The organism is Sphingomonas canadensis, assembly GCF_026013525.1.
GTDB classification, from domain to species: domain Bacteria; phylum Pseudomonadota; class Alphaproteobacteria; order Sphingomonadales; family Sphingomonadaceae; genus Sphingomonas; species Sphingomonas canadensis.
This window is the reverse complement of sequence record NZ_JAPDRA010000007.1, coordinates 1-13,284: the sequence shown is the minus strand read 5'-3', so window position 1 is coordinate 13,284 and position 13,284 is coordinate 1. Positions and strand designations below refer to the sequence as shown.

The following is a 13,284-nucleotide window of genomic DNA, read 5'->3' as shown; positions in this document are numbered from 1 at the left end:
AGGAAGAAACCATGACCAACAGATTGGCAGGGTATTTGAAGCGTGGGGCGGCTCCGCTCGCCATCGGCATTGCGCTGATCGCTTCGCCCGCCTTCGCGCAGGACGACCAGTCCGCGCCGGCGGATACCGCCTCGGATGAGGGCGAGATCATCGTCACCGGCTCGCGCATCCCGCAGCCGAACCTTGAGGGGGTCGCCCCCGTCACCGTCGTCAACAGCCAGGACATCAAGCTCCAGGGCACGACGAAGATGGAGGACCTGCTCAACTCGCTGCCGGCTGTGTTCGCGTCGCAGGCCTCGACTCTGTCGAACGGCGCCGACGGCACCGCCTCGGTCGACCTTCGCGGTCTGGGCACCACCCGCACGCTGAGCCTGATCAACGGCCGCCGCCTGCTGCCGGGCGATCCGAGCCCGACCAGCGGTTCGGCCGCCGACATCAACATCGTTCCGGCCGCGATGCTGAAGCGCGTCGAGGTCCTCACCGGCGGCGCTTCGTCGACCTATGGTGCGGACGCGGTCGCCGGCGTCGTCAACTTCATCGTGGACACCGATTTCACCGGTATCCGCGTCGACGGCCAGTACAGCTTCTTCCAGCACAACAACCGCGACAAGTTCCTGACGCCGCTGCTCGATGCGCGCGCCAACGCGGGCCTGGTGGGCTATGACTATCCCAAGGGCAGCGTCACCGACGGTGGCACCTGGGACGCGACGGTTGCGATCGGCACCGGCTTCGACGACGACCGTGGCCATGCCGTCGCCTATTTCGGCTATCGCAAGGTCAAGCCGATCACCCAGCGCAACCGCGACTATTCGGCCTGCGTGCTGCAGAACGGCGGCGGCGGGGCTCCGCGCTGCGGCGGTTCGGCGACGTCGGACAACGGCAACGTGGTGCTGTTCGATACCGCGGTGACCACCGCGACCTCGACCATCTACACCTTCACGCCGGGCGGCGGCTTCGCGAACACCGCGACGCTCTACAACTTCGCGCCGACCAACTACTTCCAGCGCCCCGACGAGCGCTACACGGCGGGCTTCTTCGCCAACTACGAAGTCAACGAGTCGATCAAGCCGTACCTCGAGTTCATGTTCATGGACGACCGCACGGTCGCCCAGATCGCGCCCTCGGGTGACTTCGGCAACACGCTGACCATCAACTGCGACAACCCGCTGATGTCGGCGACGCAGCGCAACGTGGTCTGCGACGGCGACAACCTGATCAACGGCTATCTCGGCAACTTCCCGCTCGCCACGGGCGCGCCGTACAACCCGAATCCGGGCAATGCGCCGCTGGTCTTCACCGATTCGTTCGGCACGACCTACAACCAGGGCTTCTTCCAGCTCCTGCGCCGCAACGTGGAAGGCGGTCCGCGCCGTTCGGACCTGCAGCACGTCAACTTCCGCGGCGTGATCGGCACCAAGGGCAACCTGGGTCCGCAGTGGTCGTACGATGCCTATTATCAGTATGGCCGCGTCAACTACACGCAGGTCTATTCGAACGAGTTCTCGGTCGCCCGTCTGAACCGCGCGCTGAACGTGGTGGACGATCCGCGCACCGCGGCGTTCGATCCGATCTGCCGTTCGGTGCTCGACGGTTCGGATCCGACCTGCGTTCCGTACAATGTGTTCGGCGGCGCCGGCGGCGCCAGCGCGGCGGCGGTCGCCTATCTGTCTGCCACCGGCTTCCAGAAGGGCCAGACCTCCGAGCAGATCGCCAGCGCGTCGGTTACCGGCCTGCTGGGCGACTACGGCGTGAAGTCGCCGTGGGCCGATGACGGCGTGGCGGTGAACTTCGGTATCGAATACCGCAAGGAATCGCTCGAGCTGCAGACCGACAATGCCTTCGCCACCGGCGACCTGACCGGCCAGGGCGGCGCCACGCTGCCGATCGCCGGCAGCTTCAAGGTGTTCGAGTTCTTCGCGGAGGCCCAGGTCCCGATCGTCCACGACAGCATCTTCTATGATCTGTCGCTGACCGCGGGCTATCGCCGTTCGGACTATGACACGAGCGCGGGCAAGAGCTACGGCACCGACACCTGGAAGCTCGGCCTGGATTTCGCGCCGATTCGCGACATCCGCCTGCGCGGCGCATACAACCGCGCCGTCCGTGCGCCGAACATCCAGGAGCTGTTCGCCACCCCCACCGTGGGTCTGGCGGGCTCCAGCGATCCGTGCTCGGGCCACACGATCACGGCCGCCGAATGGGGCTGCCGTTATCAGGGCCTCGCGGTCGGCACCGGCACGGCGGCCAATCCGGCGGGCCAGTACAACGGCCTGATCGGCGGCAACCCGAACCTGACGCCGGAAATCGCCACCACCAAGACCCTGGGCGTCGTGCTCCAGCCGTCGATGCTGCCGGGCTTCTCGGCCACGATCGACTGGTTCGACATCAAGGTCGATCAGGCGATCAGCCCCGCCGCGCAGGACGCGATCCTGAAGGATTGCGTCGCCAACGCGACGTCCTCGTTCGTCCCCTATTCGTGCACGCTGGTCCATCGCGACACCGCGGGCTCGATCTGGCTGACGCCGGGCGGCTATGTCGACGGCATCCCGAACAACCTGGGCACCACCAAGACCCGGGGCGTGGAGGTCAGCGCTTCCTACTCGACCGATATCGGTAGTTGGGGTTCGCTGGGCGTCAACATGATGGGCACCTATCTGGATCGCTACATCGTCGATAACGGCGTGACCCAGCCCTATGACTGCGCGGGCCTCTATGGTCCGACCTGCTCGGCGGGCGGCACGGTCACCAGCGGCGCTCCGCTGCCCCAGTGGCGGCACAAGGCGCGCCTGACCTGGCAGGCGCCGTTCGGTCTCGGTGCGTCGCTCCAGTGGCGCTATGTCGGCAAGGTGACCGCGGAAACCCTCAGCACCTATCAGGCGCTGACCGGTGCGTTCAACTTCGATCCGGGCCTGCACATCAAGGCGTACAACTACTTCGACCTGGCGACGACCTATTCGCTGGGCAAGAACTACTCGTTCCGCCTCGGCGTGAACAACCTGTTCGACAAGGCTCCGCCGTTTGTCACCAGCGGTAACGCCGGGCGCGACGGTTCGAACCTGTGTCCGACCGGTCCGTGCAACGGCAACACCTATCCGGCGACCTATGACGCGCTGGGCCGTTACATCTACATGGGTGTCACGATCGACTTCTGACGATCGGATCGCCTGATACTTCGGGGCGGCGTACCTTCGGGTCCGCCGCCCCTCTCTTTTTCGGATCCGGCGCGGCAATCAGGCGGTTGCATTGGTGCCTGCCCGCGGTCCAAACAGCCAAGGTGGCAAGCGCACCCATGCTCGATCCCGCAACCGCAAATGCCCTGCGCCAGGCGATGGGGGCGGCCCAGGCGGGCGACCTCGCCCGCGCCCGCATGATCGCGGAAAACGCGCTGGCCGGTGGCGGCGACATCGTCGCGCTCAACGCCTTCCTCGGTATGCTGCGCGCGCGTTCCGGCGATCCTGCCGGTGCGGTGACGCACTTGCGCGCCGCGCACCACGGCCGGCCCGAAGACACGACCATCGCGTGCAACCTTGTCGCCACGCTGGTGGAGACCGGCGACCTGGCCACTGCGCTGGAGGTGGCGACGCGCGATCGCGCGCTGGCCGATCCCACGCTGCGCATCGCGCGCTATCGCGGCTTCGCGGCCCAGGCGCTGGAACGCTATGAGGAGGCGGTGGAGGCCTATCGCCACGTCGTCGCCGCGGCGCCCGGCGATTTCGAGAGCTGGAACAACCTGGGCAATGCGCTGTCGGCCACCGGCGATTTCGCGGGCAGCGTCGCCGCGCTGGAACGGGCGGTCGCGCTCGATCCGCAGGCCGCGCCGACGCGGCTCAACCTGGCGGAGGCGCTGCGCAACGCCGACCGGATCGACGATGCAGCCGCCGTGCTGCGCAAGGCCGCCGAAGACTTCCCGGACGACGGCCGCCCGCTCCACGAACTCTATGTCCTGTTCAAGCGCGAGGCGCGGCACGAAGAGGCGTTGCCCGCGATCGAGGGCGCGGTGGCGCGCGATCCGGACAATCCCAACCTGCAGCTAAAGCTGGGCGTCGAATATGGCCTGGTCCGCCGCGTGGACGAGGCGCAGGCCGCGTTCCGCCACGCGATCGCGCACGATCCGAAGCTGGTCGACGCCTATCTGGGCCTGGTCATCCAATATGAGCACACCAACCGCGAGGACCAGTTCGCCCCGCTGATCGCGCTGGCCGAGGCCAACGGGCTCGATGAAGGGCCGCTGGGCTTCCTGCGCGCGATGGAGCATCGCCGCGCCGGCCGGTTCGAGGAAGGGCTGGCGGCGCTGGCGCAGGTTCCGCCCGAGGTGGAGCCGGAGCGCACGATCCACATCCGCGCGACGCTGCTCGACCGGCTGGGCCGATCGGACGAAGCCTTCGCCGATTTCCAGGAGACCAACCGGCTGCACGGCGAAAGCCCCACCGAGCCGCTGCGCCGCGCGGAGGAACTGCGCGACGAGCTGAAGGCAGAGGTGGCGGCGTTCACTCCCGAATGGGTCGCGGGGTGGAAGCCCGCCACCCCGCCTGCGGGTGATGGCGCCGATCCCGTGTTCCTGGTCGGCTTTCCGCGCTCGGGCACGACGCTGCTCGACACCATCCTGATGGGCCATCCGGCCACCACGGTGATGGAGGAACAGCCGCCGCTCAACTATGTCGACAAGGAAACCGGCGGCTTCTTCGCGATCCCGGGGATGGACGATGCCGCGATCGCCGCCGCCCGCGCGCAGTATCGCGATGAGGTGGCGAAGGTGGCGGAAGTGCCCGCCGGATCGATGCTGATCGATAAATCGCCGCTGTTCCTTCAAAAGGCCGCGCTGATCGCGCGCATCTTCCCCAACGCCCGCTTCATCCTGGCGCTGCGCCATCCGTGCGACGTGCTGCTGAGCTGCTTCATGAGCAACTTCCGCCTAAACAGCGCGATGGCCAATTTTCTGCGGCTGGAGGATGCGGCGGCCTATTATGATCTCACCTTCCGCCATTGGGAGCGCGCGCGCGAACTGCTGCCGCTCAACGTCCACACCATCGTCTATGAGCAACTGGTGGAGGATGTGGCGGCGGAGGTGCGGCCGCTGTTCGACTTCCTGGGCCTGGAATGGCGCGAGGAAGCGCTGGACCACACCCGCACGGCGAAGGCGCGCGGGCTGATCACCACCGCCAGCTATTCGCAGGTGACCGAGCCGATCTACAAGCGCGCGGCCGGCCGCTGGACCCGTTACCGCAAGCATCTGGAGCCGGTGCTGCCGGTGCTGGAGCCCTGGGCCGAACGCTTCGGATATTCGCTGTGAGCGATGCCGCCACGCTGGTCGCCCAGGCCGATCGCGCGGCGGCGGCGCAGGACCTGAAGGGCGCGCAGGCGCTGCTGCGCCAGGCGGCGGAGGCCGATCCCGGCGATTTCGGCGTGCTGATGCGGCTGGCGGGGATCAGCCGCGCGCTGGGCCAGCCGCGCGTCGCGCTGGATGCGGCGCACGCCGCGCTCGCCGTCCACCCGCTCGATTTCTCGGCGTTGCTGCTGCGCGCCAGCCTGCTCGAACGGATCGAGGATCCCCGCGCCGGGGAGGCATGGGGCAACGCGCTGGCACAGCGGCCCGACGGCGCGCTGCCGCCCCAGCTCGCGGGCATCGTCGCCGAGGCGGAGCGGCGCCACAACGCCTGGCTCGACGCGCGCGAGGCGCGGCTGGCACAGGGCACGGCGGCGATCGAGGCGGGCGCGGATGAGGACGAGCGCTGGCGCATCGCCCGCTTCCGCACCAACGCGCTGCGCCGCACCCGGGTGTGGCACAGCGAGCCGACCCATTATCATTTCCCCGGCATCGCCGAGCGCGAATATCATCCGCGCGCCCGCTTCCCCTGGCTGGAGGAGCTGGAGGCCGCGACCGATGCGATCGCCGCCGAGCTGGAGGCCGCAATGGCCTCCGAACGGTCCGAACTGGTGCCCTATATCGAATATCCGGATCATCTGCCGCTGCAGCAATGGCGCCCGCTCAACCGCAATCCGGACTGGACCGCGATCCATCTCTACAAGAACGGCAAGCGGGTGGAGGCCAACGCCCGTCATGCCCCCGCCACGCTTGCGCTGCTCGATCGCATCGGCCAGCCGGATATCCCCGGGGCCTCGCCCAACGCGATGTTCTCGCTGCTCGCACCGGGCACCAGCATCCCGCCGCATGTCGGGGTGAACAACGCGCGGCTGGTGTGCCATCTGCCGCTGGTGGTGCCCGAAGGCTGCTGGTTCCGTGTCGGCGGCGAGACGCGGCTGTGGGAACGCGGCCGGGCCTGGGTATTCGACGATACCGTCGAGCATGAGGCGATGAACCCCAGCGGCCTGCTGCGCGTCGTGCTGATCCTCGACGTCTGGCACCCGGATCTGACCGCGGCCGAGCGCGCCGCCGTGGCGGCGATGATCGCGGCCGACGGGGGCTCCTCCGCGGGCGGGCTGTGACCCCGGGCGAGGCCGAGGCGCTCGAACGCCGCGCCGCAGCCGCGCTGGCGGACGGCAATGAGGAGGAGGCCGCGCCGCTGCTGGCCCAGGCGGCGGCGCGCGCGGGCGGCAATGCGCGGCTGTGGCAGTGGAGCGGGCTGCTCCATCGTGCGCTGGATCGCCACGCGATCGCGCTCGATGCCTTCGCCCATGCCGCGCGGCTGGCACCAGGCGACGCCAAGATCGCGCAGGGCCACGCGCATGTCGCTCTGGAGGCGGGGGTGCCCGCGCTGGCGCTTTACGATCGCGCGGTGGCGCTCGCGCCGGGCGATGGCGAGGTGCGCTTCGGCCGCGCGGCGGCGCAGTTCGCCGAGGACCGCGCGGAGGAGGCGATCCGCGATCTGGACGCGCTGCTGGCGCAGAACCCCGGCTGGCTGCCGGGCCACGCCAAGCTGGCGCAGCTCCGCTGGATGATGGGCGCGCGCGATGCGGCCACCGCTTCCTATCACCGCGCGATCGCCGGGCATCCGGGCGAACGCGCGCTGTGGGAAGGGCTGGTGCAGACGCTGATGCTCGCCGAGCAGCATGGCGCCGCCTGCGATGCGATCGCCCGCGCCCGGGCGGCGGTGGGCGGATCGCCGTTCCTCGATCTTCAGGAGGCCGCCGCCCGTTCGGAGCTGGGCGAGGCCGACGCCGCCGAGCCGCTGTTCCTGCGCCTGGCGGGGTTCGACGATGCGGGCGTGGCGGTGCGCCGCGTCCGCCACCTGCTGCGCACCGGACGCGCGGCGGAGGCGCTGCCGCTGATCGAGCGCTGGCTGGATACGCCCCACGCCACGGCGCTCTGGCCCTATGCCGCGATCGCCTGGCGGCTGGCGGGCGATCCGCGCCACGATTGGCTGGCGGGAGATCCCCGGCTCGTCTCGGTGATCGACCTGGGCGATCGCCTGCCGCCGCTGGAGCGGCTGGCGGAGGTGCTGCGCGGGCTTCACCACGCGCGCGCGCAGCATCTCGACCAGTCGGTGCGTGGCGGCACCCAGACCGATGGGCCGCTGTTCCGCCGGATCGAGCCGGAGATCGTGGCGCTGCGCCAGGCCATCGTCTGGGCGGTGGAGCGGCACCGCGACCAGCTTCCCCCCGCCGATCCGCGCCACCCCACGCTCGCGCCGCGCCGCGACAGGCCGGTGCGCTTCGCCGGAAGCTGGTCGGTGCGGCTGGCGGCGGCGGGGCACCATGCCGCGCATGTCCATCCTCAGGGCTGGATATCCTCCGCGCTGTACGTCGCATTGCCGGGCGAGGCGGAGCGGGGCGGAGGCGAGGCCGGGTGGCTGACGCTGGGCGCTCCGCAGGCCGGGCTGGGGCTGGATCTGCCGCCGCTGCGCACCGTCGAGCCGCGGCCGGGGCGGCTGGTGCTGTTCCCCTCCATCCTGTGGCACGGCACGGTGCCCTTCGCCGCCGGCGAGCGGATGACCGTGGCCTTCGACGTCGCACCGCCTGCCTGAATCCGCTCCCCGGCCTCCGCTGGGAACGGTTCAATCCGCGCGGATCACGCCCTGCCGCCCCCCAGCGCCCTTGCGCTGGCCAGGTGGTGGGCATGGCAGATCGCGACGGCCAGCGCGTCGGCGGCGTCGGGGCCGTCGATCTTCACGCCGGGCAGCAGCCGCGTCACCATCGCATGGACCTGCGCCTTCTCGGCATTGCCGTTGCCGACCACCGCCTTCTTCACCAGCCGCGCGGCATATTCGCCCACCTCGATCCCCGCCCGCGCGGCGGCGCAGATCACCACGCCGCGCGCCTGCCCCAGCTTCAGCGTGGACTGGGGATTGGCGTTGACGAACACCTCCTCCACCGCGGCGGCATCGGGCGCATGATCGGCGATCAGCGCGGCAAGCTGCGCGTCGAGATGCGCCAGACGGCGGGGAAGGGGCGCCTTGGCATCGGTGGTCAGACGGCCGTTGGCGACATGGCTCAGCCGGTTGCCTTCGGCGCGGATCAGCCCCCAGCCGGTGGTCGCCAGCCCGGGATCGAGGCCGAGCAGGATCATGCGCGGATCGCCGCTGGGACGGCTGCCGCCAGCTTCACGCCTCCGCGCCTTCGCGTGAGCAAGCAGGACGGCGGCCCGCGCCGCCGCCGGGAACAACCTCCCCCAGTGCGCCGGGGGAGGCGCTGGATCACGCCAGCTTCTCCATCACCTCGTCGGGCACTTCGTAATTGCCCCACACGGTCTGGACGTCGTCGTCGTCGTCCAGCGTGTCGATCAGCTTGAACAGCTTGCCCGCGTCGTCCTCGCCCACGCTGACCATGGTCTGCGGCTTCCACGCCAGCTTGGCGCCCTCGGCTTCGCCCAGCACGGGTTCCAGCGCCTTCACCACCTCATGCAGCGCGTCGATCGCGGTCCAGATCTCGTGGCCGTCCTCGCTCGACGTCACATCCTCGGCGCCGGCTTCCAGCGCGGCCTCGAACACCTTGTCGGCATCGCCGGCGGAGGCGGGATAGTTGATCAGGCCCATCCGGTCGAAACCGTGGCTTACCGATCCGCTGGCGCCCATGTTGCCGCCGTTCTTGGTCACCGCGGTGCGCACGTTGGTGGCGGTGCGGTTGCGGTTGTCGGTCAGCGCCTCGATGATCAGGCTCACCCCGCCCGGGCCGAAGCCCTCGTAGCGGACCTCCTCGTAATTCTCGGTATCGCCCTTCGCCGCCTTGTCGATCGAACGCTGGATATTGTCCTTCGGCATCGACTGCGCCTTGGCCGCGTTGATCGCGGCGCGCAGGCGCGGGTTCATGTCGGGATCGGGCAAGCCCATCTTGGCCGCGACGGTGATTTCGCGGCTGAGCTTGGAGAACATGTTGGAGCGCTTCTTATCCTGAGCGCCCTTGCGGTGCATGATGTTCTTGAACTTGGAATGGCCTGCCATTGGTCCGGATCCAGTGTTTCCCGATCGGGCCGGGCCGGTCGAAGCCCGCCGCCCGCGATCGTTGGTGGCCGCGCACGCCCTTCGGCAAGCTTGGGGCGGGCGGGCCGGGGTCTCGCGTCAGGCCATGCCCAGCGCGGTGCGATAGGTTTCGACGAGCGCGTCCATCTCGTCGCGCTGGTGCTTCTCCATCTTGCGGAGGCGGACGATCGTGCGCATCGTCTTGGCGTCGAAGCCGGTGGACTTGGCCTCGGCATAGACGTCCTTGATGTCGTCGGCGATCGCCTTCTTCTCCTCCTCAAGCCGCTCGATGCGCTCGATGAAAAGGCGCAACTGCTCGGCGGAGATATTGTCGGTCATCGGTTTTCGGCTCTCGGATTCGAATTGGGGAAGCCGGGCCTCTAGGCGATTGCCCGCGGCCCGCGCAACCTTGCCGCGGTTTATTGCGGCGGAAAGCCCTGGCGCTTTCCGCCCGCCTTGTGGACGGCACCGCGGCGCATCACGAACTCCACCGATTCCAGCCGCGTCACATCGCTCAGCGGGTCGCCGGATACGGCGATGATGTCCGCCCATTTGCCCGGCTCGATGCTGCCCAGTTCGCCCTTGCGGCCCAGCGCGTCGGCGGCGTTGACGGTGGCGGCGGCGATCGCGTCGGCAGGCTTCATCCCCGCCTTCACCATCAGCGCGAACTCCTGCGCATTGTCGCCATGCTTCGATACGCCGGTGTCGGTGCCGAAGGCGATCTTCACCCCCGCGGCAATCGCCTTCTTGTGGCTTTCGAAGGCGGCGGCCGCCGCCTCCTCCGCCTTGGGGATCACGGCCGGCGGCAACGCGCCGCCGCGGGCCTGCGCCACGGCCGCGCGCGGCGCCAGCATCGTCGGCACCAGCCACGCGCCCTTTTCCTTGAACAGGCGGATCGCCTCATCGTCCAGGAAGCTGCCGTGCTCGATCGTGTCCACGCCCGCGATCAGCGCCGCCTTGGTGCCGTCGGCGGCGTGGCTGTGCGCCGCCACCTTGCGGCCCAGGCCGTGCGCGGTCTCCACGATCGCGCGCATCTCCTCCGGCGTCATCGCGCGGCCCAGCCCGCCGGAGACGTTGGAAAGCACCCCGCCCGTCGCCGCGAACTTGATCACCTGCGCGCCCAGCGCGATCTGGCGGCGCACCGCGCGGGCGCAATCCACCGCGCCGTCGCACACCTGCTCCTGCTTCTGGATGATCATCTCGGCCACGTCGGCGCGCACGCCGTTCGATCCGTCGCCATGCCCGCCCGTCACCGAAAGCATCAGTCCGCCGTTGACGATGGTGGGGCCGGCCACGTCGCCGCGCTCGATCGCATCGCGCAGCGCGCGGATGCTGCGCGGGTCGTCGCCCGGATCGCGGATGGTGGTGAAGCCCGCGTCGATGGTGACGCGGGCGTTCGATATGCCGATCAGCAGGTCGTCGGCATCGTCGTTGGTCAGCGCGAGCAGCCGCGCGCGCATCGGATCGCCGCCGATGCCCAGCAGGTGGACGTGCAGATCGATCAGGCCCGGCAGCACGAAACGGTCCTTCAGGTCGATCAGCGCGGCGCCGCCCTCCGGCGCGGCGAATCCGTCGCGCACCTCGGCGATCCTGCCGTCGCGCACGATGATCGTGCTGTTGCCGCGCGGCGGCTGGCCGGGCCGGTCGAGCAGGCGGCCGGCGTGGATATAGGTCACCTTGGCGGCCACCGGCGCCGCGCCGGGCGCGGGCGCGGCGGACTGGGCCAGCGCGGGGCCGGCGATTGCCAGCGCCAGCGCGGTCGCGATCGTGCGGATCATCTCGTTCCCCTCTCCTCTATTTCATGTCGTTCAGCGGCCCGGCTCGATCATCGACGGCGGATCGCTGGCCGGGAAGCTCTCGTCGAGCGCTTCGTCCAGCGCAGCCTCCACCGCCTCGTTCCGGGCCAGGCTTTCCTGCATCCGCGCAAGCTGCTCGGGCGTCGCCTCCTTCTGGAACCGCGCCTTCCACTCGGCATAGGGCATGCCATAGACGATCGCGCGCGCGTCCTCCCGGCCGATGCCGCCGCCGCTCGCCTCCTCCACCCAGTCGGACAGGCAGTTGCGGCAGAAGCCCGCCAGGCCCATCAGATCGATGTTCTCCGCATCGCTGCGGTGGCGGAGATGGCGGACCAGCCGGCGGAATGCGGCGGCGGCGATTTTGTCGTCCAGCGTGTCCAGCGTTGTCATAATCCGTCTCCACGGGTTGATCCTGACGCATTAAGGGTTAGAGCCACCGACGCATAGCTCCCCAGGCGAGGATCCGGATGTCCAAGGCGATCAACCCGCGTTCGCGCAAGGTCAGGGTGCTTGCCACGCTCGGCCCGGCAAGCAGCACGCCCGAGATGATCGAGCAGCTCCATCGTGCGGGCGCCGATGCCTTCCGCATCAACATGAGCCATGGCGACCAGGCGTCGAAGGTGCCGTTGATCAAGGCGATCCGCGCGCTGGAGGGGCGGGTGTCGCGCCCCAGCACGATCCTGGCCGATCTCCAGGGGCCGAAGCTGCGCGTCGGCAAGTTCGCCGAGGGACGGGTGATGCTGATGCCGGGGCATGAATTCGTGCTCGATCGCAATCCGGAGCCCGGCGACGCCACCCGCGTCGAGCTGCCCCACCGCGAGATCTTCGAGGCGGCGCGCGAGGGCGCGCGGCTGCTGCTCGACGACGGCAAGCTGGTGCTGCGCGTGCTTTCCCATGCGCCCGACCGGCTGACCACCATCGTCGAGGTCGGCGGCGCGCTGTCGAACTCCAAGGGGCTGAACGTGCCGGACATGGTGCTGCCGCTGGCGGCGCTGACCGAGAAGGACCGCAGCGACCTGGCCTTCGCCTGCGAACAGGGGGTGGACTGGATCGCGCTCAGCTTCGTCCAGCGGCCCGAGGATCTGGCGGAGGCGCGGCGGCTGATCGCCGGGCGTGCCTCGCTGCTCGCCAAGATCGAGAAGCCCAGCGCCATCGCCCGGCTGGACGAGATCGTGGAGCAGTGCGACGCGGTGATGGTCGCGCGCGGCGATCTGGGCGTCGAGCTGCCGCCGGAAACGGTGCCGCCGCTCCAGAAGCGCATCGTGGAGACGGCGCGGCGCCAGGGGCGGCCGGTGATCGTCGCCACGCAGATGCTCGAATCGATGATCGAATCGCCGTCGCCGACGCGGGCCGAGGTGTCGGACGTGGCCACCGCGGTCTATGATGGCGCGGACGCGATCATGCTGTCGGCGGAAAGCGCGGCGGGCAAATATCCGGTCGAATCGGTGGCGATGATGAACGCCATCGCCGATGCGGTGGAGCGCGATCCGGCGCATGGCGATCGCGTCCACTTCACCGTCACCCGCCCCGATCCCACCACCGCCGACGCGCTGGCCGAGGCGGCGAAGAACATCGCCGCCACCGTTTCCGCCAGCGCGATCCTGTGCTTCACCACCTCGGGCTCCACCGCGCGGCGCATCGCGCGCGAGCGTCCGGCGGTGCCGATCATGGTGCTCACCCCCAAGCTGGAGACGGCGCGGCGGCTGGGCCTGTTGTGGGGCGTCCACGCGGTCCACACCAAGGACGTCGGCTCGTTCGAGGAGATGGTGGCCAAGGCCAAGCGCATGGCGCTGCGCCACCATATCGCCGCGGCGGGCGATCGCGTGATCGTGTGCGCCGGCGTCCCCTTCGGCACGCCGGGCGCCACCAACGTGCTGCACGTCGTGCGCATCCTGGGCGACGAACTGAAGAATTATCGCTGAGTGGCCTGTGGCGGGCGGCTAGGTTGAATCGACATTCAGCACCAGAAGCTGAGGGCGGCCAAGCATAGGCTGGCGAGGTAGTTTTGCGGGATGCGGTCGTATCGGGTTGCGATGCGCCGGAGTTGTTTGAGCTTGCCGATGGTCCGCTCGATTTGGTTTCGCAGCTTGTATTTGATCGGATCGAATGCGCGTTGGCGAGGCATGCAAGTGCGC

10 protein-coding genes are annotated in these 13,284 nt (G+C 69.4%); 5 read left to right on the top strand and 5 right to left on the bottom strand.

From position 1 onward, the window contains the following. Nucleotides 1-11 precede the first annotated feature (11 nt). From OM513_RS13890 to OM513_RS13875, 4 genes are all read left to right on the top strand, one after another. On the top strand, nucleotides 12-3,152 hold the full coding sequence (locus OM513_RS13890; protein WP_264945066.1) for a TonB-dependent receptor domain-containing protein: 3,141 nt from the start codon (nucleotides 12-14) through the stop codon (nucleotides 3,150-3,152). A 122-nt stretch (nucleotides 3,153-3,274) separates the two neighbouring features. Further along, entirely contained in the window at nucleotides 3,275-5,290 is a 2,016-nt protein-coding gene (locus tag OM513_RS13885; protein ID WP_264945065.1) for a tetratricopeptide repeat-containing sulfotransferase family protein, read from the top strand. Beyond that, on the top strand, nucleotides 5,287-6,444 hold the full coding sequence (locus OM513_RS13880) for an aspartyl/asparaginyl beta-hydroxylase domain-containing protein (protein ID WP_264945063.1): 1,158 nt from the start codon (nucleotides 5,287-5,289) through the stop codon (nucleotides 6,442-6,444). Before OM513_RS13885 ends, OM513_RS13880 begins: the two co-directional genes overlap by 4 nt. After that, complete coding sequence (locus OM513_RS13875) at nucleotides 6,441-7,922, top strand: putative 2OG-Fe(II) oxygenase (protein ID WP_264945062.1); 1,482 nt, start codon at nucleotides 6,441-6,443, stop codon at nucleotides 7,920-7,922. Before OM513_RS13880 ends, OM513_RS13875 begins: the two co-directional genes overlap by 4 nt. Nucleotides 7,923-7,966: 44 nt before the next feature. On the opposite strand, the gene ruvC is transcribed toward OM513_RS13875, so the two are convergent. From ruvC to OM513_RS13850, 5 genes are all read right to left on the bottom strand, one after another. Further along, a complete protein-coding gene (ruvC, locus tag OM513_RS13870) occupies nucleotides 7,967-8,464 on the bottom strand; it encodes a crossover junction endodeoxyribonuclease RuvC (RefSeq protein WP_264945061.1) in 498 nt (165 codons plus the stop codon). A gap of 127 nt (nucleotides 8,465-8,591) precedes the next feature. Next, a complete protein-coding gene (locus OM513_RS13865; protein WP_264945060.1) occupies nucleotides 8,592-9,335 on the bottom strand; it encodes a YebC/PmpR family DNA-binding transcriptional regulator in 744 nt (247 codons plus the stop codon). Between the two features lie 117 nt (nucleotides 9,336-9,452). Beyond that, complete coding sequence (locus tag OM513_RS13860; protein ID WP_264945058.1) at nucleotides 9,453-9,692, bottom strand: DUF2312 domain-containing protein; 240 nt, start codon at nucleotides 9,690-9,692, stop codon at nucleotides 9,453-9,455. A gap of 80 nt (nucleotides 9,693-9,772) precedes the next feature. Next, nucleotides 9,773-11,131: a metal-dependent hydrolase family protein gene (locus tag OM513_RS13855; protein ID WP_264945057.1), complete on the bottom strand. Its 1,359-nt coding sequence runs from the start codon at nucleotides 11,129-11,131 to the stop codon at nucleotides 9,773-9,775. A gap of 30 nt (nucleotides 11,132-11,161) precedes the next feature. Then, nucleotides 11,162-11,539, bottom strand: a complete 378-nt coding sequence (locus tag OM513_RS13850) for a DUF1244 domain-containing protein (RefSeq protein WP_264945055.1) — start codon at nucleotides 11,537-11,539, stop codon at nucleotides 11,162-11,164. Nucleotides 11,540-11,616: 77 nt separating this feature from the next. On the opposite strand from OM513_RS13850, the gene pyk reads away from it, so the two are divergent. Then, nucleotides 11,617-13,071 (top strand): pyruvate kinase, encoded by a 1,455-nt coding sequence (pyk, locus tag OM513_RS13845; RefSeq protein WP_264945053.1) that lies wholly within the window; start codon nucleotides 11,617-11,619, stop codon nucleotides 13,069-13,071. The last annotated feature ends 213 nt before the right edge of the window (nucleotides 13,072-13,284 follow it).

Bases quoted from the DNA above. Each gene is read 5' to 3' on its own strand.
- OM513_RS13890 (WP_264945066.1), top strand. From the start codon at position 12: ATGACCAACAGATTGGCAGGGTATTTGAAGCGTGGGGCGGCTCCGCTC.
- ruvC (WP_264945061.1), bottom strand. From the start codon at position 8,464: ATGATCCTGCTCGGCCTCGATCCCGGGCTGGCGACCACCGGCTGGGGG.
- OM513_RS13865 (WP_264945060.1), bottom strand. From the start codon at position 9,335: ATGGCAGGCCATTCCAAGTTCAAGAACATCATGCACCGCAAGGGCGCT.
- OM513_RS13860 (WP_264945058.1), bottom strand. From the start codon at position 9,692: ATGACCGACAATATCTCCGCCGAGCAGTTGCGCCTTTTCATCGAGCGC.
- OM513_RS13855 (WP_264945057.1), bottom strand. From the start codon at position 11,131: ATGATCCGCACGATCGCGACCGCGCTGGCGCTGGCAATCGCCGGCCCC.
- OM513_RS13850 (WP_264945055.1), bottom strand. From the start codon at position 11,539: ATGACAACGCTGGACACGCTGGACGACAAAATCGCCGCCGCCGCATTC.
- pyk (WP_264945053.1), top strand. From the start codon at position 11,617: ATGTCCAAGGCGATCAACCCGCGTTCGCGCAAGGTCAGGGTGCTTGCC.